The organism is Desulfosarcina sp. (genome assembly GCF_055467485.1).
On record NZ_JBUOIV010000024.1, the window covers coordinates 39468 to 63529 of the forward strand.

Consider the following 24062-nt stretch of genomic DNA (forward strand, 5'->3'; position numbering starts at 1 on the left):
AAACTTGTGGGCGTGGGGAATTGAACGCTTGAACGGTCCTCAAATTCCTTGATCCCTGGATCCCCGATTCCAGAATTCGAAACATGCTATTTCCAACGGTTGAAATACGTTTGCCTGCATGGATGGACACCGTCATTTTCGCCAGGGACCGTGCCTATCCCGAGTTGACGGACCGCATGGCCCTCGTGATCGACCTGGCGCACAAAAACGTGGACGCGGGAACCGGCGGACCCTTCGGGGCGGGAATTTTCGAGATGCAGTCGGGCCGACTGGTCGCGCCGGGCGTCAACATGGTGATCCCGGGCAACTGCTCCGTCGCCCACGCGGAGATCACCGCCATCATGCTGGCTCAGAAGCTCATCGGCACCTACGATTTAGGCGGAGAAGGGTTGCCCGCCCTGGAATTGGTATCCAGCACCGAACCTTGTGTCATGTGCCTGGGCGCCGTGATCTGGTCAGGTGTAAGGCGGCTGGTTTGCGGCGCCCGTGACGGCGACGCCCGTGATATCGGGTTCGACGAAGGTCCCAAACCGGAGAATTGGGTCGCTGCACTTCAACACCGCGGCATACGAGTTATCCGGGATATTAACCGCCAGGCGTCCGTTGCCGTGCTCAATGATTATGTGAAGGCTGGCGGTCCTATCTATAATGCCCGTCAGGATGCCGGATAACCGGGCGGGTTCCGGCATCCAACAACCAAAAAGCGGATTGGCGCGCATGCATAAAATCTACGGACAGTTGAGCCGAGTCGTCGGATTCTTCACTACCACCCTCTGGCGGGCAAGACGCAGTGAACAGCCGGCAGGCCGGTGGCTGCTGATTCGGCTGATGCGAACCATGATTCTGGCATTTCAGGGCTTTACCCGGCATCATGGCCCGTTGCGTGCGTCGGCACTGACGTTTTTCACACTGCTGTCGCTGGTGCCGGTGGCCGCCATGGCGTTTGGCATCGCCAAGGGCTTCGGTTTTGAAAAGCGGCTGCAGCAGGAACTGCTGGACAAGTTTTCCGCCCAGCAGGAGGTGGTCGCGCAGGTCATCGAATTCGCCCAGAACATGCTGAACAACACCAAAGGCGGAATGATCGCCGGCATCGGCGTCGTGGTCCTTTTCTGGGCAGTCATCAAGGTGCTCGGCAATATCGAAAGTTCCTTCAATCACATTTGGGGAGTCCGATCCCGCACCTTTATTCGCAAACTGAGCGACTACCTGACCATCATGCTGGTCTGCCCGGTGCTGGTGATCATGTCCGGCAGCGTCACGGTATTCATCACCTCCCAGGTGTCGGCCATCTCCGGCCGCTTCGAGCTGCTGCAGATGGTGGGGCCAGCCATTTATGTGGGTCTTAAAGTGCTGCCGTACACCCTGATCTGGATACTGTTCACCCTGACGTACATGATCATGCCCAACACCCGGGTGCGTTTTGACGGCGCCCTGCTGGCCGGTGTGATCGCCGGCTCCGCCTACCAGGTCGTTCAGGCTGCCTACATCCATTTCCAGATCATCGTGGCCAAGTACAACGCCATTTACGGCAGCTTTGCCGCACTTCCCCTTTTCCTGATGTGGCTGCAGATCAGCTGGTTGATTGTGCTTGTCGGCGCTGAAATTTCTCACGCCTATCAACATTCGGACCGTGTGGATGAAACGGCCGGGGTTACAGAGATGAGCTTCTCCCGGACCAGGCTGCTGGCCCTGACGGTCTGCCGCCATGTGGTAAACGGGTTTCATCAGGGCCTGCCGGCTCAGACGGCAGCGCAGATTGCCGATGACCTGGCGCTGCCGCCGGCACTGGTGGACAACCTGTCCGATCTTCTGGTAAGGGGAAACATCCTGGTACGAATCGACAGCGATTCAGACGATGGACAGGCCCTTCAGCCGGCCCGCGATATCGGCAGCCTGACGGTCAGCCGCGTTGTTGCTGCACTCGAGGATGTGGGTAAGAACGACGCCCCGCTGCCCCATCTGCAGGAAACGGAGACGCTGTCCGAAACCCTGATGGCATTGCGGTTGGAACTGGATCGCTCGGCATCCAACCGGCTGCTCAAGGATCTCTGAAATACAACCGGACCCAGCGGAGGTCATCGATCATGGAAAACGTCAACGAGATTACCCGGATCATCGCCCTGACCATGGGCGCCGCCTGGGCCGCCGGCATCAACCTCTATGCTGCCATTGCCACCTTGGGCATCTTAAGCGTGACCGGCAACATGACCCTGCCGACTGACCTGCAGGTGCTGGCCAACCCGTTGGTTATCGGTGCCGCCTGCCTGATGTTCGCCGTGGAGTTTGTCGCTGACAAGATGCCCGGCGTGGACAGCGGTTGGGACACGGTTCACACCTTTATCCGCATTCCGGCAGGTGCGCTGCTGGCCGCCGGGGCCGTGGGCGAGTTGAACCCCGCGGTGAGTCTGGCCGCCGCCCTTCTCGGTGGAACCCTGGCCGCCGGCACCCACGGCATGAAGGCCGGCTCGCGTCTGCTCATCAACACTTCCCCGGAACCCCTGACCAACTGGGCGGCCTCCATCGTGGAAGACATCATGGTCATCGGCGGCATCTGGGCGGCGGTAAATCACCCCTGGGTGTTCCTCGTATTTCTGGCCATGTTCATCCTGCTGATGATCTGGCTGTTGCCCAAGGTGTGGCGGGGCATAAAATTGCTGGCAGCAAAGATCAGGCAGCTGTTCACCCCGCGGCAGACCTTACCGCCGCTAACCTGACCCAACTGCTGGATAAGAAATGACCTTGTTCATCACCCTTTTCGTGACATCCTTCATCGTGGCCCTCTCGGGGGCCATCATGCCCGGTCCGCTGCTGACTGTCACCATCAGCGAGAGTTCCCGACGGGGGGTGATGACCGGTCCTCTGCTCATCGCCGGTCACGCCATTTTGGAACTGGCCTTGGTGCTGGCCCTGCTCATGGGCCTGGCCCCGCTGCTGAAGATGGAACCGGTTTTTATCGTCATCGCTCTGGCCGGTTCAGCGGTATTGCTGTGGATGGGCGTTGGCATGCTCAAATCGTTGCCGCGCATGACCCTGGTCAACGACGGCAGCCAGGCCAGAGAAAAAAACCTGATCCTGTCCGGCATCCTCATGAGCCTGGTCAACCCTTACTGGAGCATCTGGTGGGCGACCATCGGCCTGGGCTACATTCTTCACAGCATGAACGCCGGCAGCATGGGCGTGGTGGCCTTTTTTACCGGCCACATCCTGGGAGACCTGTTCTGGTACGCGGCCGTTTCCACCGCCGTCTGGAAAGGCCGGCAACTGCTATCCGACAAAAGCTACCGCATCCTGATCGGCACCTGTGCCGTCTGTCTCATCGTCTTCTCCTGCCTGTTCGCCTGGTCCGGTATGCAAAAACTCATTGCTTAGCGGATTCTCCGACGCACTCACTCTCCGGGCCTATTTTTATCTAATGTTCATGTGCCGCTCAGCCGAATACGCTACCAGGCGGATGGAGTCGGCCCGGGCATGCTCAATTTGCCTAATTGTACATTTTGAAAATTGCCATTATGGTTTTCATTTTATAAATTAATTTAAATTAAAAGTTTTAGACAGTTGACATATTTGTACTTAGTATTGTACAATTTTACTTATTTGGTCGCCTCAACATGCAGCTTGCCAACCGCATCGGTCAACCCTTTTTTTCTTCCTTGATGGCACGCAGGCGCTTTTTTGAGGGGGCTTTTTACTGTTTTGATTGACAGGAGTCAGCATGGAAAATTCATTTGCCTACAAATGGGTGGTCATCCTCTTCTTTGGCGTGGTGGGAATCATCTTCACGGCATCGGTGATCTATCTGGCAGCCGGCAATGTGGCGCCGGACACCTACTGGGGGCGAAAGATGACCCTGCCTAAATCGGAGGATGCCGGCCCCACGCTTTCTGTGAATAAGCATGTGCTCGAAAAGAACCGGGGGAAAAAGATCGGCAACCGCATTTTCTTCTACAAAGGACGCCAAGACGACCGTATCGTCTTCGACGTGATCATTCCGGAATTGGACAAGCAGTATCCCTATCCCTTCAAAGTGGATCTTTCGGATGCAAAAAACGGGTTTGAGGTGGCCGGTATCTGGTTTCAGTTGATTGCCCTTCGCCCCACTTTTGTCAGCGTCAAGGTCATGCAATAGCTAAACCGACCGGCAATGACGTGGAAGGCCGAATATACGGCCAATCCCAAGAACGAACGGCCCCGCTTACCCATTACGACCGTGTCCTCTCCAGCATGCGACCCTCTCGTCTCTCCCTCCGCAAATCATCGGTGCGCTTTGGACTTAATAATTGATCCATACCGCGAATTGGCTTCATTTCTTTGTGCCGCCAGAAACCGGCTACCTGGAAAAAAATCTCATCAGTTAAACTTTTGGGGCCTTGTGGCCGATACTATTACACGGTCTGGAAACGATGTCTGTGCCCTATTAATGCAGCCGGCGGCTCAGAATGCCGCAGGGATGGCGATACGCGTGTATAGAACAACAACCATTTGGTCATCTGGTGCCTGTACCAGCAATAAAGATTGCCGATCCTTCCAAAAGGCAAACCGCCTGGGTTTCACCCTGGTCGAGGTGATGGTATCCGTGTGCATCATCGGGGTATTGTCCGCCATCGCCACGCCCTTTTACGCGAGCTACCGTGAAAGGGCCCGCGTAACCGTCGCCATATCCGATATGAAAAACATCGAAACCGCGATATTCAATTTCATCGCCAACACGGGTGCCCTTCCAGACACGCTGGCCCAGATCGGCAAGGGCAATCTCCGTGATCCGTGGGGCAATCCCTATGCCTACCTGAGAATCGACGGCAGCGAAGTTAAAGGAAAGGGGATGATGCGCAAAGACCACTTCATGGTGCCGGTCAACACGGATTTCGATCTTTACAGCATGGGCAAGGATGGTGCCAGCGCAGCGCCGTTTACCGCCAAGGCCAGTCAGGACGATATCGTAAGGGTCTATAACGGTGGACACTATGGAAAAGTTTCCGAAATCTGACCTACCGGGACAGGCAGGCAACCGATGAAATGGGAAGTGAGTGTCTTCAACAGCAGACTGGCCAGGCGTATCTTTGCCACATTCATTGCCTGTGCCCTGATTCCGGTCGTCATCCTGGCCGCCCTCTCCCTCTACCAGGTGACCGGCCAGCTGAAAGCACAGGCCGCCCAACGGCTTCAGCGGGCCGCCAAGAGCCACGGGCTGTCCATTTACGAGCATCTCATGTTCTGCGCAGACGAATTGAAACTGATTGAACGTCGCTCCGGAGCAGATTGGGTCCGGCAACAGAAAAAGTTCAGCGCCATCGGCCGGCGATTTCCCGACGGCCGCTACGAGGCCCTATTGGGCGACCCGATTCCCATCACGAGTGTGAGCCCCGAGGAGCAGGCCCACCTAAGCAGCGGCGAACCCCTGCTGGTTGTCACCCGACACGGCACCACCGAGATTATCCTCATCCGCTACGAGGATACCGGCAGCGATTCACCGGGGTTACTGATGGGGACGATACGCGGTGAATACCTGTGGGGCATCGATAACGGCAACAACTTGCCGCCGCTGACCGAATTCGCGGTGGTCCAGGCAACCGGCCTGGCTCTGCACCACTCGTTGAATTGGCCGCCGGAGCCCGAAGCGCTTAACCATCCTGGGCAGGAACAACAAGTCCGGACCCACCTTGCCGGCTCCGGCTGGTTTGTTGCCGACTGGTCCCTTTTTCTCAAGCCGAAATTCGGCAGCCACAGCTGGACCCTGATCGTGCTGCAGCCGGAAGAGTATGTGCTGACCCCCATTGCCCGCTTCAAGTTCATTTTCGTGCTGGTGGTGGTCCTGGCCCTTCTGATGGTAGTGGCGCTGAGTCTTTTCAACCTGCGCCGCTCCCTGGAACCTATCGATGCCCTTAAAAACGGGGCCCGGCGGATTGCTGACAAAAATTTCGACCACCGCGTGCGTGTCACCAGCCGCGATGAGTTCCAGGAACTGGCGGAAACCTTTAACAGCATGTCAGGCCAGTTGGGAAGGCAGTTCCGGTTTCTGGCCGCTCGGGCGGAAGTTGATCATGCCACCTTGTCAGGAAAGGATTTTGCCACCATTACCGGGCTGTCCATTGTGCGCCTGTTGAAAGATTTCAAACTCTGCCGGGTCGGCATTGCCCGCGTCAATGCGGATGCTCCCGATGATGCACTGATATTAGCCGGTCATCAGGTTACGCCGGACTTTATTACCAGTCAGCCGTTTCAGGTGCAGGAAAAACATTTAAGTCGATTCCACAGGAATTGTCCGTGGGTGTTACTGGATAACCCTGCGGATATTTCCCACTACCTGCCGGTCGACTTTTTTTCGCCGGGCGGAACGGCAATTTTCTTTCCCGTGTATATCGCGGACAAGCTGTTTGCCCTGCTGTTCGTTTCGTGTCGCCCCGGAGATCCTCCGGCCGAAGAGACCTTTTCGCTGGTGCGCCAGATCGCCGACCACCTGGCCGTGGCCTGGTCCAACGTCAACCTGATCCGCAACCTGCGGCAATTGACCATCGGCTCCATGCAGGCCCTGGCCCGCACCGTGGATGCCAAGTCGCCGTGGACCGCCGGCCACTCGGCCCGTGTCATGCGCATCGCGATGGGCATCGGCCGCCACATGGGATTGCCCCCGAAAAGCATCGACTGGCTGGAGCAGGCGTCCCTGCTCCACGACATCGGCAAAATCGGCATCTCCTCGAAACTTCTGGACAAGCCCGGCCGGCTGACGGATGAAGAGTTCGAAATCATTAAATCACACCCGGTCATCGGCGACACCATTCTCAACCCCATCCCGGCATTCAGACCGATCATTCCCATGGTCCGCCAGCACCACGAACGCTGGGACGGCAAGGGGTACCCGGACGGCCTGTCCGGCGAAGCCATCACCCTGGAGGCCCGCATCATGGCCGTAGCCGACGTCTATGATGCCATGGCATCGGACCGGCCTTATCGCAAAGGCATGGACCTGGAGCGCGTCATCGCCATCATTAGAAGCGAAGCCGGACGGCAGTTTGATCCCACGGTGGTGGAGGCTTTTATGGAAATGGTGAAAGAAAAGTCCGCCCTGGCGGCATGAAGCCGCTCATTGGGTCATTGAACGCAGAAAAAGAAGATGATGAAACCGAAACTTCCAATTAAAAAGACCCAGGCCGATGCCATTCGCAACCTGATGCTGCTGATTGTCATCATCGCCGCGATATACTGGCTTTTCGCACCCGGCCCCTCGGGCTCGTTTCGCCCGCTGTCCCCGGCTGACTTGCAGGGGGTATGGACCACCGCGCACCCCCAATACCAAGACCGTTACCTGCAATTTTCCGACGGCAAGGTTGCCTTCGGATGGGGGGAAGCCGGCGCCGGCGCCTATACCATCGACAAGATGGACAGCGAGCCGGCAAAGGATAGCACCCGGGTTCATATCCGCTATGTCGACATGGACGCGACAGTCTATGGACTCAATTTTCACTACGCGGATCAAGGCGGCGGCATGATCTGGATGAAAAACCAAAAGCGCGTGCACTGGATCCGAAGCAGCCCCCAACCGCTCTACGACACCGTTTTAAAATAGCCACTCGCAGCAAGCCAAAGGATGATATCGTCATGACAGACAAACCCAACAATCGAAGCTGGAAAAATTTCCTGGTCCGCCGGGACGTGCAGCTGCCCATCATTGCAGCCAACTTGGCGTTTCTGGCCCTCGTCACCGCCATACTCGTCGCTGTCCTTCTCTCCCCGTTGTATTATGACATGCTCAACGCCGAGAATCTGTGGGCCCAGAACGTTTCCGGCAACCTGTTTCTGATCCTGCTGAGACGTATCGCGTTGGCCATGCTGTTGATCCTGATCATGGCCGCCGCCCACCAGATCATCCTGTCCCACCGCTTCTGCGGGCCGCTGGTCAATTTTGGCCACACCTTCGACAAAATGATTCAGGGAGATTTTTCCCGCAAGGTCCACCTGCGAAAAAATGACTTTCTCAAGGCCGAAGCTGCCCAAGTAAACACGATCATCGATCGCCTCAACACGGACGGCCAGGAACTCAAGGAGAACGTGCATCAAATCACCCTGATCGTCGCCCAGTTGAAACAGCGCGCCCTGCCAAAGGATTCCGCAGAGCTGGTCGATCGTCTGGGCGGCCCCCTCGACTCCTGCCGGAAGACTCTGACAGCGTGGAATCACGCTCGCAGGACGAACGCTTCAACAGGCTGATGAAAAGCGTCAAGAATGGATCATCCAACCTTGTACCTTCCTGATCCGTTGTTTTCGACTGACTCCCTGATGCTGCCCAACTGCTCGTGAGCCGAAAGGATCAACCGCTCGGTGGTCTCCCAGTCGATGCAAGCGTCGGTAATGGAGACCCCGTACTCCATGGTCTCCAGGCAACCGGTGTTTTTCTGATTTCCCGCTTTCAGATTGCTCTCCAACATCATGCCGATGATGCTGTCGTTTCCGTCCATGCGCTGGTTGACCACATCCTGCCACACCGATCCCTGAAGGGTGTAATTTTTCCTGGAATTGTCGTGCGAGCAGTCCACCATGATGGCCTTGGTCAGGCCTTTGGCCGCCAGCATGGCCCTGGCCTCCTCGATGCTGACGGTATCGTAGTTGGGCCTGGATCCGCCGCGCAGCACAATGTGCGCGTAGGGATTGCCGGTGGTTTTGACGATACAGGTATGGCCGTCCGGATCGATACCCAGGAAATGTTGCGGAGACGCGGCTGCGATCATGGCGTTGATGGCGGTGGACAGGTCACCGTCCGTGCAGTTCTTGAACCCCACGGGCATGGAAAGGCCGCTGGCCATTTCACGATGGGTCTGGGATTCGGTGGTCCGTGCACCGATGGCGGCCCAGCATACCAGCCCGGCAATATACTGCGGGACGATAGGGTCCAGCATTTCCGTTGCGGTCGGCATACCCATTTCGGTCACCTGGACCAGCAGGCTGCGGGCTTTCTGAAGGCCGGTGTTGATGTCGTAACTGCCGTTGAGCCAGGGATCGTTGATCAATCCTTTCCAACCCACATTGGTGCGGGGCTTTTCAAAGTAGACCCGCATAACCAGCAGCATCGTTTCCGCAACCCTGTCGCTCAGCGCTTTGAGCCTGCGGGCATATTCCAGGGCCGTCGCCTCGTCATGGATGGAACAGGGGCCGGCGATCACCAGCAGCCTGGAGTCCTTTCCGTCCAGGATGTCCGAGATGGCCCGACGTCCTTCCACCACCGTGCGATGAGCGTTTTCATTTATTGGAATCTGGTCTTTCAACTGGGACGGCGAAATGAGCGGATCAAATTTTTCCACGCGAATGTCGTAAGTCTTTTCCATGCTGGTTTTCCTTTCCGGTTTAAAGGTGGGGGCTTTCATTCGGGTATCCACAATAAAAAAAGCCGCAGGCGGTTGCGCCTGCGGCTCTTGCATTTACCTATTTGTCACGGTTTCAGCAGACCACAGGCGCACCTCGGCTGAAATAAAAATAAAAACCGAAATAAGTGACGCTGACGACTGCCGGTTGATACATGATGAGAATGACCCTTTCTTTAGATCATATTTGCCTTTAACACACTGTTTTCAGAGATGCAAACCCCAATACGAAAAAAGGCCTCCCCGAAGGGAGGCCTTTTTATACTCAACAAAGCGTCAGGTGATTGAGATCTGCCCGCCGCAAGAACCGGAGAGTGCGGTCACTATTGCGGATCAATCGCAAAGCTCAAACAGTGCGGCTGCACCCATGCCGCCGCCGATGCACATGGACTCCACGCCATACTTCACACCCTTGCGCCGCATGTTGGCCAGCAGCGTGGCGCACAGCTTGGCACCAGTACAACCGAGGGGATGACCCAGAGCGATCGCACCGCCATTGATGTTGATACGGTCCATCTGATCCTCGATGCCGATGGTTCGGATGCTGTATAGCGCCTGTGAGGCGAAGGCCTCGTTGATTTCCCACAGTCCGATGTCGCTGGTTTTCAGATTGGCCATATCGAGCAGTTTGGGAATGGCCACCGCCGGTCCGACACCCATCTCGTCCGGCTTGCAGCCGACGGTGGTGTACATCTTTAGCTTGGCGATGGGTTTAAGGCCATATTTTTTCACCGCGTCACCACTGGCAATCATGGTTGCGGCCGACCCATCCGTGGTCTGCGACGAGTTGCCCGCAGTGACCGATCCGTTGACCGCAAATACGGCGCGCAGCTTGGCCAGGCCTTCTTTGGTGGTGGTATCGCGGACACCGTCATCGAAATCCTGAATGAAGGTTTCCTTCTTGTAGGTGCCGTTTTCCTGAAGCACGTATTTGGCTGCCGGGGTGGGTTCGATCTCGGTAAACAACCCCTCCTTCTGGGCCTTGGCCGCCTTCATCTGGGATTCGTATGCAAAGGCATCCTGGTCCTCACGGCTCACCTGGTAGCGGTTGGCCACATTTTCCGCGGTGATGCCCATGGACGCGTAAAGGTCCGCATGAGCTCTGGCGTGTTCGGGATGAGGGCGGGGCAGGTTGCCGCCCATGGGCACGAACGTCATGGACTCCACCCCGCCACCCATGGTGACCTCGGACCAGCCGGCCATGACGCGCAGCGAGGACAAGGCAATGGCTTCCAGTCCCGACGAGCAGAAGCGGTTGACGGTGGCGCCGGATACGGTAATGGGGAAACCGGCGATCTGGGTGGCCAGCCGGCCGATGTTCAGGCCCTGCTCGGCTTCGGGAAAGGAGCAGCCGATCATGACATCGTCGATGTCCTTGGGCTCGAGCTTGCCGGTTTTTTCAACCGCCGCCTTCATGATGAAGGCGAGCAGGTCTTCCGGCCGGGTATCTTTAAAGGCCCCTTTTCCTCTCCGGCAACCGGGGGTCCTGACGGACGACACGATATATGCATCTCTCATGGAATATTCCTCCTTTGCTTACAGGCGATCGATTGGATTAGTTTCGCAGCGGCTTGCCGGTGGTCAGCATGTGCTCGACACGGGCAACGGTCTTTTCCTGCTTCCAGAAATCGACGAATGCCTCTCTCTCCAGATTGAGGATGACCTCCTCGTCAACGGTGCTGTTGGTGCGAACGTCGCCGCCGCTGATCACAAAAGCGATCCGTTTGGCCAGGAACGCATCGTACTCGCTGACGAATTTGGCTGACTGCATATTGAACAGCTCGGCGTCGATCATGCCCTGCGCCGCTGCACCGAGCACCTGGATGGGCCGTTTGACCGGCGGTGCGTAGGCTTCGTCCACCATCTTGAGGATTTCCTTCTTGGCTTCACCGATGAGGTAGTCCCGGTTGAACACAATCCGGTCCTGGGGACCAAGGAAACCGTTGGCCCGCGCTTCGGCGGCGGACATGGAGACCTTGGCCATGGCGATGGCCATAAACGTGGGGATGAAGAATTTTGCAAGGTCCACGTCAGTGACCGGTCCGGGGATGGTGCTGGTCATTTTCTTCCACAGGTTCAGGCATCCGCCGCCACCGGGCAGCAGGCCCACGCCAATCTCGACAAGACCCATGTATAGCTCGCTGTGGGCAACGATCTTGTCAGCGGCGCCAAGGCACACTTCGCAACCGCCGCCCAGGGTCATGCCGTATGGCGCGGCCACCACCGGAAAGCTGGCATAGCGGACCTTCTGCATGCCGGTCTGGGCCTTTTTAAGAAAAGCGTCAATTTCGGCGTACTTGCCTTCCTTGGCCAATCCGGCCATGAAGGCCAGATCACCGCCGGCGGAAAACGCCCCGGGCATGCCGCCCGCCTGATTGCCGATCACCAGACCGGCACCGTTGGCGTCCACATAATCCAGGCCTTCGGCCATGAAATCAACGATCTCGCCGTTGATGGCGTTCATCTTGGTGTGGAATTCCAGGCAGTAGACATCGTCGCCGATGTCCACCAGGGAGGCTGATTTGCAGGATTTGACGGTCTTGTTGTCGGCCTTGAGGCCGGCCAGCGAGATGATGTTTGCACTGGTTTTCACCGGCTGGTAGCTGCCGGTGGCAAAATCGTAATAAAACGGCTTGCCGTTTTCGAGCCGGTAGAAGCTGTCCTTGCCGGCCGCCAGCATGGATTTGACCGATTCGGGTACAGTGAGGCCGTCGGCTTCCATCTTGGCCACGGAGGCCTTCACGCCAATGGCATCCCAGGTTTCAAAGGGTCCCATCTCGAAGTTGAACCCCCAACGCATGGCGTTGTCGATCTCGACGATCGTGTCGGAGATTTCCGGAATCCGGTTGGCCGCATAGATCAGGTTGGAGGCGACGGCCTTCCAGGCAAACCGAGCACCCTTATCGTCTCCATAAACAACCGCTTTCATCTTTTCCGGCAGGGATTTGGCAGATTTGGCGGCAGCCAGGCAGGGCAGTTCCACCTTGCCGTATTCGGCATGCGCCAAGGTGTTCGGATCGATCACCGTGCGGATTTTTTTCCATTCGGGCGTCAAGTCGGTCTTGTAAAAGCCCACTTTGGTCTTTTTTCCCAACATTTTGCCATCGATCATCTTGCCCACGAAATCGGGCATTACGAAATCGTCCCGCGCCTCATCGCCGGGTACCAGGTCGTAGGTGTTCTTGGCCACGTGGAAAAGGGTGTCCAGTCCCACCAGATCGGCGGTCTTGAACATGGCGGTTTTCGGGCGGCCCATGGCCGGTCCGAAAAGGGCATCGACCTCGGGGATGGTCATGCCGTCTTCGAGCATCAGCTGCATGGTTTTTACCATGCCTTGGACGCCGATGCGGTTTCCAACGAAATTGGGGGTGTCTTTAGCCCAGACAATACCCTTTCCCATGACCCGCTCGCCATAGTCGGCCATAAACGCGAGCACTTCGGGAAGGGTCTTTTCGCCGGGAATAATCTCCAGCAGCTTCATATAGCGGACCGGGTTGAAAAAGTGAGTGCCCAAAAAGTGTTGTTTGAATTCGTCGCTCAACCCCTCGCTCATGCTTTTCAGCGGGATGCCGGAGGTATTGGAGGAGATAATGGCACCCGCCTTTCTCACCGGTTCGATCCGTTTGAGCAGGTCCTGTTTGACCTTCAGGTTCTCGACCACCACTTCCACGATCCAGTCGCAATCAGCCAGCTTGTCGAAATCGTCCTCCAGATTGCCGATGCTGATCAGATCTGCATCCTTGGGCTGCATGAGCAGTGCCGGCCGCGACATGAGGACGGTATCGAGCCCTGCCTTGGCAATTCTATTTCTGGCCACCGGATTGGTCTTTTCCGCTTCCTTCAAGTCAAACGGAACAATGTCAAGCAGCAGCGTTTTCACACCGGCACTGGCCAGAAGCGCGGCAATGCCGCCGCCCATTACGCCGCTACCGATGACCGCTGCCTTCCTGATTTTCCTGGTCATAATATCCTCCTGCAGATTTAAGTTGCCCTTGGGTCATTTTACCGCGTGTCAACCACGCGTCGCCCGCGCAAGCGAGAACAAAGCGCGGCACCAATTGGATTGGGGTGGTCGCCGGCACCGCCTGAGACCGGTATTGCCATAAAATGGCCGGTGCCGGAAACGACCTGGGATTCGCCTACCCCTGCCCGGTTCAAACAAGATCCCGGACACAATGCTGGATTCTGGATACAGTTATGGACTTTTTGTTTAACCAAGGCCTCGATGAATCCGGACAGGGATGAGCGAAAATGAAACCTATTTATGAATGAGCGTTCATTCATTTATCAAAGGAGGAAACACCCTGTCAAGCACAAAACGATACCGATGCCGGCGCGCTTCAATAAACCTTGATTTATAATATTAAAACAAACGTATAAATACGTTACAGCCGTCGACGTCCCCTTGTCTGGAACGGGGATCGGACCGGCGGCCGACCGAATGAATTAAAATTCAGAATGCCCGGCATGGCCAGCATGCATCGCTTCTTTTCCCTCGGCGGCAGGCCGTCTGGGAAGAGGGATGGGCAAAATCATTTCCCATAGAGAACGGGGTTATGATTTCTGATTTCAGGCGGACCGGATTCGCCGAAAGTGCGTTCCTAAAGATTTGAACGATGATGAATGAATATTCAGTTATGGAATCGGTTTGCCGTCGGCAAAGGCCGGCTCATGCAGCGGCAACAGGATATCGGCCATATTCTTGACCTCGATCAGGATGTCATAGGCGTCGTAGGCGTTCACATGCGTGCCGGGAGGAATCACGTCCATTTCCATGGCCAGAATCTGTTTCGGGGGGAAGAAGTTGTCGTTAATCACGCAGAACCCGGTGATGGCCGCAGTGCCGCCGGCCGTCTCGACCAGCACGGTCAGTCCACCTTCGGTGTGGGCCGGCGTGTGCATGACCCGGATGCCGTCGGCGACCGCCCCGTCAGACTCCACGAGTCGAATCTGACCGTTATGCTCCACCTCCTCGATGTAGTCTTCCACATACCTGAAATCGAGGGGGTGGGGATCATGGATGCGCGCCATTTCTTTCGGGTGGACCAAGATCTCTGCATGGGTGCATTTGTAGTCGTTTTCGCAGTGGTCGTTATGAAGATGGGTGTGAATCACCATATCGATGCACGCCGGCGTCAGGCCATGCAGGGCCAATCCCTCTTCGAAGGTATAGATCCGCCCGCCGATGGCCCTCATTCGCTCTTCAGATTGCACGGGATGCATCTCGCCGGTATCCACGAGAATCGTTTTGTCCCCGCCCTCCAGATACCAGCAGTAGATGGGAATGGTATATGGTTTTCCGTAGTCCTGCTGATAGGTCATCATTCCCTTGTCGAACTGTTTGGTTCCCATGACAATGGGATGGATGCGGAACTGGCTCACCGGCGGGCCTCCTTGGTAACGGACACAATTCACAATAGCGGTGAAAGACAATTTTAGGGCATATGCTTTTTCAGGTCAACGCTTTTAGCCCCGTTTGCTTTTTTAGCGTGTTGACAGCACCCCCCTTGCACCTATACATGGTGCCCAATGCGCCGGATGGATCCGGCAGCCCAGACGCACCGTTGGTCATCCAAACGTTGACATTTGGCATTTTGATCAACACGTTGTAGATCGCTGCCAATACGAACGGATTTAACACCAAGAAGTTACGGCTACCCCTAAAGGACCGTCATATGGCTACAGAGAACGATATCGTGCTGATCCATTTTGAAGATCAACCCTTGAGCTTCGCCAGGATTGAAGAGATTCTTCCCGATAACAAACCGGACTGGTATCATGTGAAGCTGCTGATGCTTCAGATCCCCCTGCAGGTGGTCACCTGGATTCTGCGTGACCGGTATATCACAGGCGACGAGTTCACCATGAACGGGAAACGGATGCGTCTGGAGCGCGTCGTATGCCCGGAAACAGACGTGGAAGCGGACAATCCGCTTGAAGACGTTCCCGAAAATCGCCCCGCCCCTTCCGACAACAAGGCCACGGTGATCTCCCTGGCCGACAAACTCAAGCGTTAAATCGGCGCAACCTTGTTTCGTCATGAACGGTGAACCGAAGCAAATTCTGTCCGTTTCCAGACGAACGGACATTCCCGCCTTTTACATGGACTGGTTTATGGATCAGGTGGCCCGTGGATTCATCGACGTGGTCAATCCCTTCAACCGGCAGGTCAGGCGGGTAGCCGTGTCACCGGACCGGGTTCATACCATGGTGTTCTGGTCAAAAAACTTCGGTCCATTTCTGGCCGGCCGTTACGGAGAGCGGATCCAGGAAATGGGCTACCACCTGTTTTTCAACTTCACCGTCAATTCACGGTCGCCGATACTGGAGCCGGTAGTTCCGGACCTGGATCAACGGCTTGGCCAGCTCCGGCAGCTTTGCCACCGGTTCGGAAGCGCGTCGGTCCAGTGGCGCTTCGATCCCATCTGCCACTTTACCATCCAAACCGGTGCCATCGAGACCAATCTCCATGATTTCGAGGCCATCGCAACAGCGGCGGCTGAATGCGGCATCGGTACCTGCATCACCAGCTTCATGGACCGCTATCGAAAAATAGAACGGCGCACCCGGGACAGGATCGTATTTGTCGACCCGTCCCCGGCTGAGCGGGTTGCAATTCTGCTGAACATGGAACAGGTCCTGTCTCCCCTGGGCATTGGGCTGACCCTGTGCTGCGAAAATGAGGCGCTTGACCGGCTTCCTGCGGATTCCACCATCCGTTCAGGGGCGTGTATCTCAGGCGGACACATCATGGCGGTTCATGGCGGCACGGTTTCCCAGCGTCAGGACGCCGGCCAACGCAAGTCATCGGGATGCGGGTGTACCGTTTCCATGGATGTCGGTTCCTACAGCCTTCACCCTTGCCACCACAACTGCGTGTTCTGCTATGCCAACCCCGCTTGCGACCGGAGGGGCCATCGATGAAAATCGGGTCCGTTATAACAGATAACTTCACCGTGCTGGCACCGCTGGCCGGCATCACCAACCTTCCCCTGCGGCTGCTGGCCAAAAGGGCCGGCTGCGGGCTGGTCTGCTCGGAAATGATCAGCGCCAACGGATTGGTCTACGGCTCCGAAAAAACGGTGCAACTGCTGACAAGTATGCCGGAGGAAAAGCCCCTGTCGGTGCAGCTTTTCGGTTCGAATCCGCCGATCCTGGCCGAAGCCGCCCGCATCGTCCAGGATTCCGGCGCCGATGTACTGGACATCAATTTCGGTTGCTCGGTTAAAAAGATCCTGAAAAGCAACTCGGGATCGGCCTTGATGAAAGACCCGCCGCTGGCGCGACGACTGCTCGATTCGGTTCGCAAGGCGGTTACCATTCCCCTGACCATCAAGATCCGATCCGGCTGGGAGCCTTCCGGGAAACAGGCCATGGAGATCGCCCGGCTGGCTGAAGACTGCGGGGTGGATGCGATCTCCGTTCACCCGCGCACGGCCACCCAGGGCTTCCGGGGAGAGGCAGACTGGTCCATCATCGCCGCGGTCAAACAGGCCCTGACCATTCCGGTAATCGGCAACGGAGATGTGACCACGCCGGCCGACGCAATGCGCATGCTGGCTGAAACCGGCTGTGACGGGGTGATGGTGGGGCGTGCAGCCGTCGGTAATCCCATGATCTTCGGTGAAATATTGGCGACCGCCCAAGGACGGCCGGCACCGGTGTCGAATGATGGTCAGCGCATCGACATGATGATCGGTTACCTGCAGGATTCGGTCCGCTATCTGGGGGAAGAAACGGCTTGTCGAATGATGCGCAGCCGGTTGTGCTGGTTTGTGAAAGGCATGCGAAACGCCGGACGGTTCCGCAACGCCATCCGGTTTATCGCTTCAGAAAAGGAGGCAATGGACCTGATCCGGCAATACGCAGAATCAATCGAATCAGAGCCTATCATGCCTGATTGCAGGTAGCCCCCAGTGTCCATTCAGAGATGGTGGGTTTGGATTCGGGCCACTTGCGCGAGAACGCCGTCCAAAGCCGAAATATGCCATTGCTGGATGGATGCTGACTATCGCCCTGGGATCACGATGCTGCCCGCCGGCGGTAATTCGCCGGATTCGGGTTCGCCGAAAGATTGCCGGGACGATACCCGGCTGACGGTGATTTCGCCGATTTTCGGTCCGGGCACGGTATAACGCTGCCCATCCAGGCCGGTCAGAACGGCGCTGCCATCCAGCACGCTGAAGCCATCGCCCACTTCAATCCCCACCTCGCTGCCGGCCGCAATGACGCATGACCGGCCTTCGACGGAAACCACGGCCGACACCCACTGGCTGTCTTTGATGGCATCGCCCATGCGCTCTCCCAGTGCTTCGCCCATCTCCTCGGCCAATTCAGCCAAATCGTCCACCTCCACCTCCTGGCCGTTGCGGAAAATGGCGGCTTGGTCCTCGTCAATATCGACTTCATCGGTCATGATTCCCAGAGCCAACCGAGCCCCTGTCGCCGCATCATAAACCGCTGCAGCGGTCTGGACCTGGAGGCTGTAGGCCACCTCCTTGAAAAACCAGAACCCCGTATCCCGGGTGCGCAGTCGAATGTCCATCAGTAAAGGGCTCACCACGGCGTTGATGCCCGCCTGGCGGGCGAGTCCCGACAGGGTGAACACATCGATGTCCCGGTTGGCGATCCGCGGCGGGTTCCACAAAAAAGGAGGAACCTCGGTTTTACCCGGCACCATCAGCAGGGCATCGGACGCATTCGATTCCAGGCTGGACAGGAAGGCGTCCATAAACGGTGACGCCACCTGAGAGCTGTTGAACATGGTGGAATTGGAAAGTACCAGAACACCTACCACTTTCCGGTAGTTGCCGCTGCCGGAGAAGTCGCGAATGGTTTTTTGTTCCGCGGGTCGGTAAGACGAGGACATTCCGCAGCCGGCAAGCAACAACGCCACCAGCAAAGGCAGCACCCGTCTGTTTTTTTTCGGGCAAGCGAAACCGGTCATAACGCCGCCTCGTATCGGGCGCAAACGGTGGCGGTCAGACCGCCCCGTGATGTGAATTGCCCGGTGACTTCCATCATCTTGGGTTGGAGCACCTGCACCATATCGTCGAGGATCCGGTTGGACACGTGCTCGTAAAACATGCCGACGTTACGAAACTGGAGCAGATAGTATTTCAGGGATTTCAGTTCGACAATGAAATTGTCCGGTGTATACCGGATAGTGATGGTGCCGAAATCCGGCAGCCCGGTCATGGGGCAGACCGAGGTGAATTCAGGCTGGGAAATGCTGATGACGATATCCCGTGTGCCTTTGTAATGGTAGTCGATGGGATCGAGCACATCGGCGGCAACGATGTCCGGCTTGTCCACGCGGTAGCGGACGGTGTGATCATATGATTTCATGGGCGTCTCCAATCGGTTTCTGTTGGGACTTCTTATTAGAGGATGGTGAAAACCGTGTCAAACGTTCTGTTGCCCCTTGTTTATCGGGCAGGGGCCGGATCTGGATGCAGGCCGTGGTTGACTTCCGCCTGACTTCCTGTTAACAGTTCAATATATTTAACAATATGATCCTTAAAGGCGGGCACTGATGAGAAAAACGAGCCAGGATGAACAGATCCTTCGGGCCACCAAGGAGATCGTGGTCAAGTTCATTGAAACCGGACGGATTTCGCCCACGGGATTTCCCGAGGCATTCAAGACCATTTACCGGGCGGTGGATGAAACCGTGAGACTGGCGGCAGATCCGGAAACCGCGGATGAAAATGCCGGGGAGGCGTCCTGATCGGCAGCCTCCCCAGGCAGTGGTCGATCGGGTGACGATCAGGCAGTGTAGGTGAGATTGAAGCTGGCCGATTCACTAACCATCTGAATCTTATTCGTAAATTCCGTCTCCACGGTCTGGATCACGTCCCGCTCCAATTTATCTGTGGGTGCGGCGTCTTCCTCACCGTTCCGGTATCGGCCCAGAAGGTCCTTGATCGATGCGACCAGACGATTGCGCTGCCCACGGAATCCCATGACTTTTTCGGTCATTTCTTCGGTCAACCGGTCGATGCGATCGATCAGCCGCTGGAGGCGGCCATGGCCGCCGCGGTGAGGGTGGACGTGCTCGCGCCTGTCTGGCGCCATTTCGCTGATCTGGACCTTTTCCTGCTGGCCGTACCGGACCTGACGCTGGTAGGAAAATGCAGCCTCCAGGTTAGAGAGGGTATCCAGTTCCTTCAACAGTTCCCCGCCCTTGGCCATTTCTTTTAAATCGCCGGCAAGAAAATCATCGATCATGGAACCAATGGCTTTCACGGCCTCTCGAATGTCTTCCAGTTCCGCTTCATTCAGGTCCCCGTGCACCTCGATGGCCATTTTCTGGCTGCTTGAGAATTCGAAAAAAGCCGTTTTAGAAGATGCGGTCCGGCCGTCCGCATAAGAATCGCTGCGATAGGTACCGGCATGGGCCTCCATGGCCGATGCCATGCTGAGGGTGACCGTGTCCCCTTCGTCGGTGATGATGGTAAGGTCCGTGCTTTGGCTCAATGACACTGACCCGGTGCGGGCCTGCTCCGCCTGGTAGCTTCTGCCGCCGGCGAAAGCCCCGTGGGAAAACGGGGCCAATGATTCTTGATTGGCTACAGGGTTCATTCTGAACGCCTCCTTTTATGAATTCCATTAAGCGGGATATCGGCTGCTGGAAATGCATCTTTAGGAAGCGTTATAATAAAAAATCAGGGCGAACCCAGCGCCTGCGGCCAAAGGTAGTAAAAACCGGCATCAAGAGAAAGCAGGTCGCCGATTGGCCCCATGTCCACCATCGGCCTGGGGTTGGCCTGGGTGCCACTGGTGAGGGTGTTGTAAAGGTTGTCGTTGGGATAATCGGTCCGCCGGTAGACCACCACCCGGGCATCGGCATCCAGATCGGCAATTGCTCTGGCCTCGGCGATGGCGTCCTGCAGGTAGCCGATCTTGTCCACCAGACCCACGGCGACGGCGGCATCGGCCAAAAAAACCCGGGCGTCGGCAACGGTGGCCAGGCGTGCCTCATCCAGTCCCCGGTGCTGTTTCACCAGATCGACGAACCGCAGCCCCAATGTGTCGGCCAGATCCTGCAGCATGTTTTCCTCTGCCGCTGTGATCGGACGAAACGGCGATCCCATATCCTTATTCTCACCGGATTTGTTCACCTGCACATTCACACCGATCTTTTCCATGAGCCCCGATACCTGAGGCCGCATCAGGATTACACCGATCGACCCGGTAACGCTGGTGGGATGAGCCATGATCACATCGGCCGGCAGGGAGATGTAGTAGCCACCGGAAGTGGCCAGGTTCATCATGCAGACCACGATCTTCTTGCCGGTACGCTGTTTGAAGGCAACAATCTCATGATAGAGGATATCGCTGGCCGTCGTGGTCCCGCCGGGGGTATCGATCTTGAGCAGCACGGCCTTGACGCGGTCATCCTTTTCAGCCAGCCGCAGATGGGAGACGATCTCCTGAACCAGGCTGGGCATCGTACGCAGGGTCCGGCTTTTAGTGGAATCGGTGATGACGCCGGTAATGGGAATAACAAGGATCTTGTCATCCGCCGTGCCTTCAAGCGTCATTTCCTTCAAGGGATCGGATGCATCCGAGAACAAGGTGATGCGCGGGGTGGCGCAACCAGCCAACACGATCGTCAAAAAACCGGTCAAGAGAACCATTACGTATTTTTTCATAGTAAAACCTCCGGGGAATTCTATCTTCAGCCCTCGTCAGTGGGCCTCGGCCCAATTCTGTCCGCAGGCCATGTTGACTTTCAAGGGAACGGCCAGCTCCCAAACCGTTTCCATCTCCTGCCGAACCACCGTCTTTGCTTCGTCGAGCTCATCCGGCGGCACCTCGAAAATCATTTCATCATGCACGGAAAGCAGCATGGCCGTTTTCATCCGTTTTTTGCGCAGCGCCCGGTCCACGCCAATCATGGCCAGCTTGATCAGATCCGCGGCGGTGCCCTGGATGGGGGTGTTGATGGCGGTTCTCTCGGCAAACTGGCGCACGTTGCGGTTGGTGCTGGCAATGTCCGGAAGCTTCCGGATGCGGCCCAGCAGGGTACTGGTTTGACGGGAGTCGTGGGCCGTCTGAATGGTTTTATCGATAAACGCCTTGACGCCCTGGTAGCGTGCAAAATAGTGGTCGATGTACGTCTGGGCCATCTTGTTGCTGATCTCCAGCTCCCGGGCCAGCCCGAAGGCGCTCATGCCGTAGATGATGCCGAAATTGATGGCCTTGGCCTGCCGCCGCAAGTCGTCGTTGATCATCTGGGGGAAGACCTGAAAGACCTCGGTGGCCGTCCGGGTATGAATGTCCTCGTCATCTTTGAACGCCTGGATAAGAATCGGGTCCTCGGAACAGTGGGCCAGGATACGCAGCTCGATCTGGGAGTAGTCGGCCGAAAGCAACTGCCAGCCCTTGCGTGGTACGAAGGCCTTTCGAATTTCGCGGCCCTCTTCCGTACGGATGGGAATGTTCTGCAGGTTGGGGTCGCTGCTGCTCAGCCGGCCGGTGGCCGCCACGGTCTGGTTGAAAGAGGTGTGGATGCGACCGGTTTGCGGGTGAATCAGGTCCAACAGGGCATCGACATAGGTGGTCTTGAGTTTGGCCAGAGTCCGGTGGCGCAGCACCAGTGCCGGCAGATCATGGCTGCGGGCCAGCGTCGTGAGCACCTCCACGTCGGTAGAGTAGCCGGTCTTTTTCTTGGTTTTTTTCTGGACCGGCAGGTCCAGTTTTTCAAACAGGATATGCCCCAGTTGCTGTGATGAATTGATATTGAACGCCTCACCGGCCAGGTCGTGAATCTGCTGTTCGAGGATGTCCAGCTGTCCGGCAAAGGTTTTTGACAGATCCCGCAACCGTTCCCGGTCCACACAGACGCCGGTCATCTCCATCTCCAACAGCACCGGCAACAGGGGCATCTCCACCTGTTTCATCAGGTCCGTCAACCCGTTTTCCTTTAACAGGGGAACAAACACATCGTGGGCGGCCAGGGTAATGTCGGCATCCTCGCAGGCATAAGGAATGGCCTTTTCCAGGATCACCTGGTCGAAGCTGACGGCAGCCTTGCCCTTACCCGCCACCTCGGCGTAGGTGATATTCTTATGACCCAGGTAATCCAGGGCAATCTGGTCCAGACCGTGGGCCCGCTTGCCGGGATCGATCAGGTAGGACGCCACCATGGTGTCGAAATTGACGCCGGCCAGGTCGACGCCGTGGCGACGCAGCACCGTCCAGTCATACTTGATATTCTGGCCTATTTTTTCGACGTCCGGGTTGGCCAGCACCGGCCGCAGCCGTTGCAGCACCGCCTCCAGAGAAAGCTGTTCGGGCGCGCCCAGATAGTTGTGCCCCACGGGGACATAAAAGGCCTCACCGGGGGTCAGGCAGAAGGAAAGGCCCACCAATTTAGCCTGCATGGGATCCAGCGCAGTGGTTTCCGTATCCAAGGCAAACCGTTTGGCCCCCTCCAGACGGCGCACCAGGCCATCCAGGTCGTCCGCGTTCATGATGGCCCGGTAGCGCCTCTCGACCGACTGGTCCTGCGAGGCATACTCCTGCTGCAGCTGCCTGAACTCCAGCTCAGCAAAGAGACGGGTCAGCGCTTCGTCGTCGGGCTTCCGGATTTTCAACCGATCCGGATCGAATTCCACCGGAGCACGTCGGTCAATGGTCACCAGTTCGCGGCTTAACAGGGCCTGCGCTTTGTACTCGATCAGGTTTTCCTTTTGCTTTTTCTTGGTGATGGTGTCGATACCGCTGTAAACCGCATCCAGGCTGCCGAAGGTTTTGATCAGGTCCACGGCGGTCTTCTGGCCGATGCCGGGAACACCGGGAATGTTGTCCGACGTGTCACCGGAAAGGCCCATCACATCTATCATCTGCCGGGGCTCCAGGTCGAAAGCCTCGCGAATGGCGGCGGGATCGAGGACTTTGTCTTTCATGGGATCCCAGATGGTGCAGCGCTCGGTGACCAGTTGCATAAAATCTTTGTCCCCGGTGACCATGACCACGCGAAATCCGTTTTCCTCGGCGCGTTGAGCCAGTGTGCCGATCAGGTCGTCGGCCTCGTACCCCTGCATCTCGAATACAGGAATGTTGAACGCCTCGGTAACCTTCCGAATCCAGGGCAGCTGCTCGACCAGGTCGTCGGGCATGGGCGGCCGGTTGGCCTTGTAATCGGCATAGCGGTCATGGCGAAAGGTGGGGCCTTTGGCATCGAAAAACATGGCCACATAAGCGGGCGAGCGGTCCGCCATCAGCTTGATCAGCATGCGGGTAAACCCGAAGGTGGCATTGGTGTGCAGGCCACTGCTGTTGGAAAGCCCCCGCACCGCATGGTAAGCCCGGTAAATGTATGCGCTGCCATCGATCAGATACAATATCGGGGCTTCCGGCTCCAGTTTCGGCTCAATTGGCGTTGACACGAAGTAGCTCCTGCATTAGTTAATGTCGTTTTGGCATGTTGGGCGCATGGTAGCATTAACCACCTAAAACGACAAGACTTCAGCCAGTGAGCGTCTGACCATGAATGATAACGCCATCCGGCCGGCCGGCCGGTCCCGACGGCGGCGGGAAAGCCATCAAGTGTGCCACTGTTGCTCAAAATCGGTTCCCTTCTGCTGGAGTTGCCGCTGCGGTTTCATGATCTGCCAGGAATGCATGAATGAGAATGTGTGGGGCATGTCCTGCAACGGCATCACCTGGCAATGCCCGGACTGCGGCGGGCAGAACGGGTTC

At 57.0% G+C, this 24062-nt stretch carries 22 protein-coding genes; 13 read left to right on the top strand and 9 right to left on the bottom strand.

Translation table 11 applies throughout. The annotated features are described in order from the left end of the window. Positions 1-122 precede the first annotated feature (122 nt). The 9 genes from ACZCED_RS12965 to ACZCED_RS13005 all read left to right on the top strand — a co-directional run bounded on the left by ACZCED_RS12965 (position 123) and on the right by ACZCED_RS13005 (position 8202). A complete protein-coding gene (locus ACZCED_RS12965; RefSeq protein ID WP_462969468.1) occupies positions 123-671 on the top strand; it encodes a nucleoside deaminase in 549 nt (182 codons plus the stop codon). 46 nt (positions 672-717) lie between these two features. After that, positions 718-2052 carry a YihY/virulence factor BrkB family protein gene (locus tag ACZCED_RS12970; protein ID WP_464860949.1) on the top strand — a complete coding sequence of 445 codons (1335 nt, stop codon included), beginning with the start codon at positions 718-720 and terminating at the stop codon, positions 2050-2052. 32 nt (positions 2053-2084) lie between these two features. Next, positions 2085-2714 carry a DUF4126 domain-containing protein gene (locus ACZCED_RS12975; RefSeq protein WP_464860950.1) on the top strand — a complete coding sequence of 210 codons (630 nt, stop codon included), beginning with the start codon at positions 2085-2087 and terminating at the stop codon, positions 2712-2714. A gap of 19 nt (positions 2715-2733) precedes the next feature. Beyond that, complete coding sequence (locus ACZCED_RS12980) at positions 2734-3369, top strand: LysE family transporter (protein WP_462969471.1); 636 nt, start codon at positions 2734-2736, stop codon at positions 3367-3369. Between the two features lie 343 nt (positions 3370-3712). Beyond that, on the top strand, positions 3713-4126 hold the full coding sequence (locus tag ACZCED_RS12985; RefSeq protein ID WP_462969472.1) for a hypothetical protein: 414 nt from the start codon (positions 3713-3715) through the stop codon (positions 4124-4126). A 333-nt stretch (positions 4127-4459) separates the two neighbouring features. Then, complete coding sequence (locus ACZCED_RS12990) at positions 4460-4984, top strand: prepilin-type N-terminal cleavage/methylation domain-containing protein (RefSeq protein WP_462969473.1); 525 nt, start codon at positions 4460-4462, stop codon at positions 4982-4984. A gap of 24 nt (positions 4985-5008) precedes the next feature. After that, on the top strand, positions 5009-7072 hold the full coding sequence (locus tag ACZCED_RS12995) for an HD domain-containing phosphohydrolase (protein WP_464860951.1): 2064 nt from the start codon (positions 5009-5011) through the stop codon (positions 7070-7072). Between the two features lie 36 nt (positions 7073-7108). Continuing rightward, the gene (locus ACZCED_RS13000) at positions 7109-7561 is read left to right on the top strand and encodes a hypothetical protein (RefSeq protein WP_464860952.1); all 453 of its coding nucleotides are present in this window, start codon (positions 7109-7111) and stop codon (positions 7559-7561) included. 32 nt (positions 7562-7593) lie between these two features. After that, positions 7594-8202: a hypothetical protein gene (locus ACZCED_RS13005; protein ID WP_464860953.1), complete on the top strand. Its 609-nt coding sequence runs from the start codon at positions 7594-7596 to the stop codon at positions 8200-8202. 20 nt (positions 8203-8222) lie between these two features. Here the strand turns inward: ACZCED_RS13005 and ACZCED_RS13010 are convergent, their stop codons facing one another. The 4 genes from ACZCED_RS13010 to ACZCED_RS13025 all read right to left on the bottom strand — a co-directional run bounded on the left by ACZCED_RS13010 (position 8223) and on the right by ACZCED_RS13025 (position 14702). Beyond that, on the bottom strand, positions 8223-9314 hold the full coding sequence (locus ACZCED_RS13010; RefSeq protein WP_462969477.1) for a 3-deoxy-7-phosphoheptulonate synthase: 1092 nt from the start codon (positions 9312-9314) through the stop codon (positions 8223-8225). A gap of 369 nt (positions 9315-9683) precedes the next feature. Beyond that, complete coding sequence (locus ACZCED_RS13015) at positions 9684-10868, bottom strand: thiolase family protein (protein WP_462969478.1); 1185 nt, start codon at positions 10866-10868, stop codon at positions 9684-9686. A gap of 37 nt (positions 10869-10905) precedes the next feature. Beyond that, on the bottom strand, positions 10906-13314 hold the full coding sequence (locus ACZCED_RS13020) for a 3-hydroxyacyl-CoA dehydrogenase NAD-binding domain-containing protein (protein WP_464860954.1): 2409 nt from the start codon (positions 13312-13314) through the stop codon (positions 10906-10908). A gap of 671 nt (positions 13315-13985) precedes the next feature. Continuing rightward, positions 13986-14702, bottom strand: coding sequence for an N-acyl homoserine lactonase family protein (locus ACZCED_RS13025; RefSeq protein ID WP_464860963.1), 717 nt, complete (start codon positions 14700-14702; stop codon positions 13986-13988). Between the two features lie 323 nt (positions 14703-15025). On the opposite strand from ACZCED_RS13025, the gene ACZCED_RS13030 reads away from it, so the two are divergent. The 3 genes from ACZCED_RS13030 to dusB are packed head-to-tail and all read left to right on the top strand — an operon-like array spanning position 15026 to position 17260. Beyond that, entirely contained in the window at positions 15026-15367 is a 342-nt protein-coding gene (locus ACZCED_RS13030; protein ID WP_462969480.1) for a hypothetical protein, read from the top strand. 22 nt (positions 15368-15389) lie between these two features. Further along, positions 15390-16274 (top strand): DUF1848 family protein, encoded by an 885-nt coding sequence (locus ACZCED_RS13035; protein ID WP_464860955.1) that lies wholly within the window; start codon positions 15390-15392, stop codon positions 16272-16274. Beyond that, entirely contained in the window at positions 16271-17260 is a 990-nt protein-coding gene (dusB, locus tag ACZCED_RS13040; protein WP_462969482.1) for a tRNA dihydrouridine synthase DusB, read from the top strand. The genes ACZCED_RS13035 and dusB overlap by 4 nt, the downstream gene beginning before the upstream one ends. Before the next feature lie 98 nt (positions 17261-17358). Here the strand turns inward: dusB and ACZCED_RS13045 are convergent, their stop codons facing one another. Together ACZCED_RS13045 and queF are read right to left on the bottom strand one after the other, a co-directional pair. After that, on the bottom strand, positions 17359-18297 hold the full coding sequence (locus ACZCED_RS13045) for a hypothetical protein (protein WP_464860956.1): 939 nt from the start codon (positions 18295-18297) through the stop codon (positions 17359-17361). Then, positions 18294-18698, bottom strand: coding sequence for a preQ(1) synthase (gene queF, locus ACZCED_RS13050; RefSeq protein ID WP_462969484.1), 405 nt, complete (start codon positions 18696-18698; stop codon positions 18294-18296). The genes ACZCED_RS13045 and queF overlap by 4 nt, the downstream gene beginning before the upstream one ends. A gap of 187 nt (positions 18699-18885) precedes the next feature. Between queF and ACZCED_RS13055 the strand changes: the two genes are divergently transcribed. Next, entirely contained in the window at positions 18886-19080 is a 195-nt protein-coding gene (locus tag ACZCED_RS13055) for a hypothetical protein (protein WP_462969485.1), read from the top strand. Between the two features lie 38 nt (positions 19081-19118). Here the strand turns inward: ACZCED_RS13055 and ACZCED_RS13060 are convergent, their stop codons facing one another. From ACZCED_RS13060 to polA, 3 genes are all read right to left on the bottom strand, one after another. Further along, entirely contained in the window at positions 19119-19934 is an 816-nt protein-coding gene (locus ACZCED_RS13060) for a hypothetical protein (protein ID WP_464860957.1), read from the bottom strand. Positions 19935-20017: 83 nt separating this feature from the next. Continuing rightward, the gene (sppA, locus tag ACZCED_RS13065) at positions 20018-21007 is read right to left on the bottom strand and encodes a signal peptide peptidase SppA (protein WP_464860958.1); all 990 of its coding nucleotides are present in this window, start codon (positions 21005-21007) and stop codon (positions 20018-20020) included. 36 nt (positions 21008-21043) lie between these two features. Further along, positions 21044-23749, bottom strand: a complete 2706-nt coding sequence (gene polA, locus ACZCED_RS13070; protein WP_462969488.1) for a DNA polymerase I — start codon at positions 23747-23749, stop codon at positions 21044-21046. Between the last annotated feature and the right edge of the window lie 313 nt (positions 23750-24062).

What these genes read in the sequence shown, in the direction of transcription:
- ACZCED_RS12965 (WP_462969468.1), top strand. Translation starts at nt 123, where the DNA reads ATGGACACCGTCATTTTCGCCAGGGACCGTGCCTATCCCGAGTTGACG.
- ACZCED_RS12970 (WP_464860949.1), top strand. Translation starts at nt 718, where the DNA reads ATGCATAAAATCTACGGACAGTTGAGCCGAGTCGTCGGATTCTTCACT.
- ACZCED_RS12975 (WP_464860950.1), top strand. Translation starts at nt 2,085, where the DNA reads ATGGAAAACGTCAACGAGATTACCCGGATCATCGCCCTGACCATGGGC.
- ACZCED_RS12980 (WP_462969471.1), top strand. Translation starts at nt 2,734, where the DNA reads ATGACCTTGTTCATCACCCTTTTCGTGACATCCTTCATCGTGGCCCTC.
- ACZCED_RS12985 (WP_462969472.1), top strand. Translation starts at nt 3,713, where the DNA reads ATGGAAAATTCATTTGCCTACAAATGGGTGGTCATCCTCTTCTTTGGC.
- ACZCED_RS12995 (WP_464860951.1), top strand. Translation starts at nt 5,009, where the DNA reads ATGAAATGGGAAGTGAGTGTCTTCAACAGCAGACTGGCCAGGCGTATC.
- ACZCED_RS13000 (WP_464860952.1), top strand. Translation starts at nt 7,109, where the DNA reads ATGATGAAACCGAAACTTCCAATTAAAAAGACCCAGGCCGATGCCATT.
- ACZCED_RS13005 (WP_464860953.1), top strand. Translation starts at nt 7,594, where the DNA reads ATGACAGACAAACCCAACAATCGAAGCTGGAAAAATTTCCTGGTCCGC.
- ACZCED_RS13010 (WP_462969477.1), bottom strand. Translation starts at nt 9,314, where the DNA reads ATGGAAAAGACTTACGACATTCGCGTGGAAAAATTTGATCCGCTCATT.
- ACZCED_RS13015 (WP_462969478.1), bottom strand. Translation starts at nt 10,868, where the DNA reads ATGAGAGATGCATATATCGTGTCGTCCGTCAGGACCCCCGGTTGCCGG.
- ACZCED_RS13020 (WP_464860954.1), bottom strand. Translation starts at nt 13,314, where the DNA reads ATGACCAGGAAAATCAGGAAGGCAGCGGTCATCGGTAGCGGCGTAATG.
- ACZCED_RS13025 (WP_464860963.1), bottom strand. Translation starts at nt 14,702, where the DNA reads ATGGGAACCAAACAGTTCGACAAGGGAATGATGACCTATCAGCAGGAC.
- ACZCED_RS13030 (WP_462969480.1), top strand. Translation starts at nt 15,026, where the DNA reads ATGGCTACAGAGAACGATATCGTGCTGATCCATTTTGAAGATCAACCC.
- ACZCED_RS13035 (WP_464860955.1), top strand. Translation starts at nt 15,390, where the DNA reads ATGAACGGTGAACCGAAGCAAATTCTGTCCGTTTCCAGACGAACGGAC.
- dusB (WP_462969482.1), top strand. Translation starts at nt 16,271, where the DNA reads ATGAAAATCGGGTCCGTTATAACAGATAACTTCACCGTGCTGGCACCG.
- ACZCED_RS13045 (WP_464860956.1), bottom strand. Translation starts at nt 18,297, where the DNA reads ATGACCGGTTTCGCTTGCCCGAAAAAAAACAGACGGGTGCTGCCTTTG.
- queF (WP_462969484.1), bottom strand. Translation starts at nt 18,698, where the DNA reads ATGAAATCATATGATCACACCGTCCGCTACCGCGTGGACAAGCCGGAC.
- ACZCED_RS13055 (WP_462969485.1), top strand. Translation starts at nt 18,886, where the DNA reads ATGAGAAAAACGAGCCAGGATGAACAGATCCTTCGGGCCACCAAGGAG.
- ACZCED_RS13060 (WP_464860957.1), bottom strand. Translation starts at nt 19,934, where the DNA reads ATGAACCCTGTAGCCAATCAAGAATCATTGGCCCCGTTTTCCCACGGG.
- sppA (WP_464860958.1), bottom strand. Translation starts at nt 21,007, where the DNA reads ATGAAAAAATACGTAATGGTTCTCTTGACCGGTTTTTTGACGATCGTG.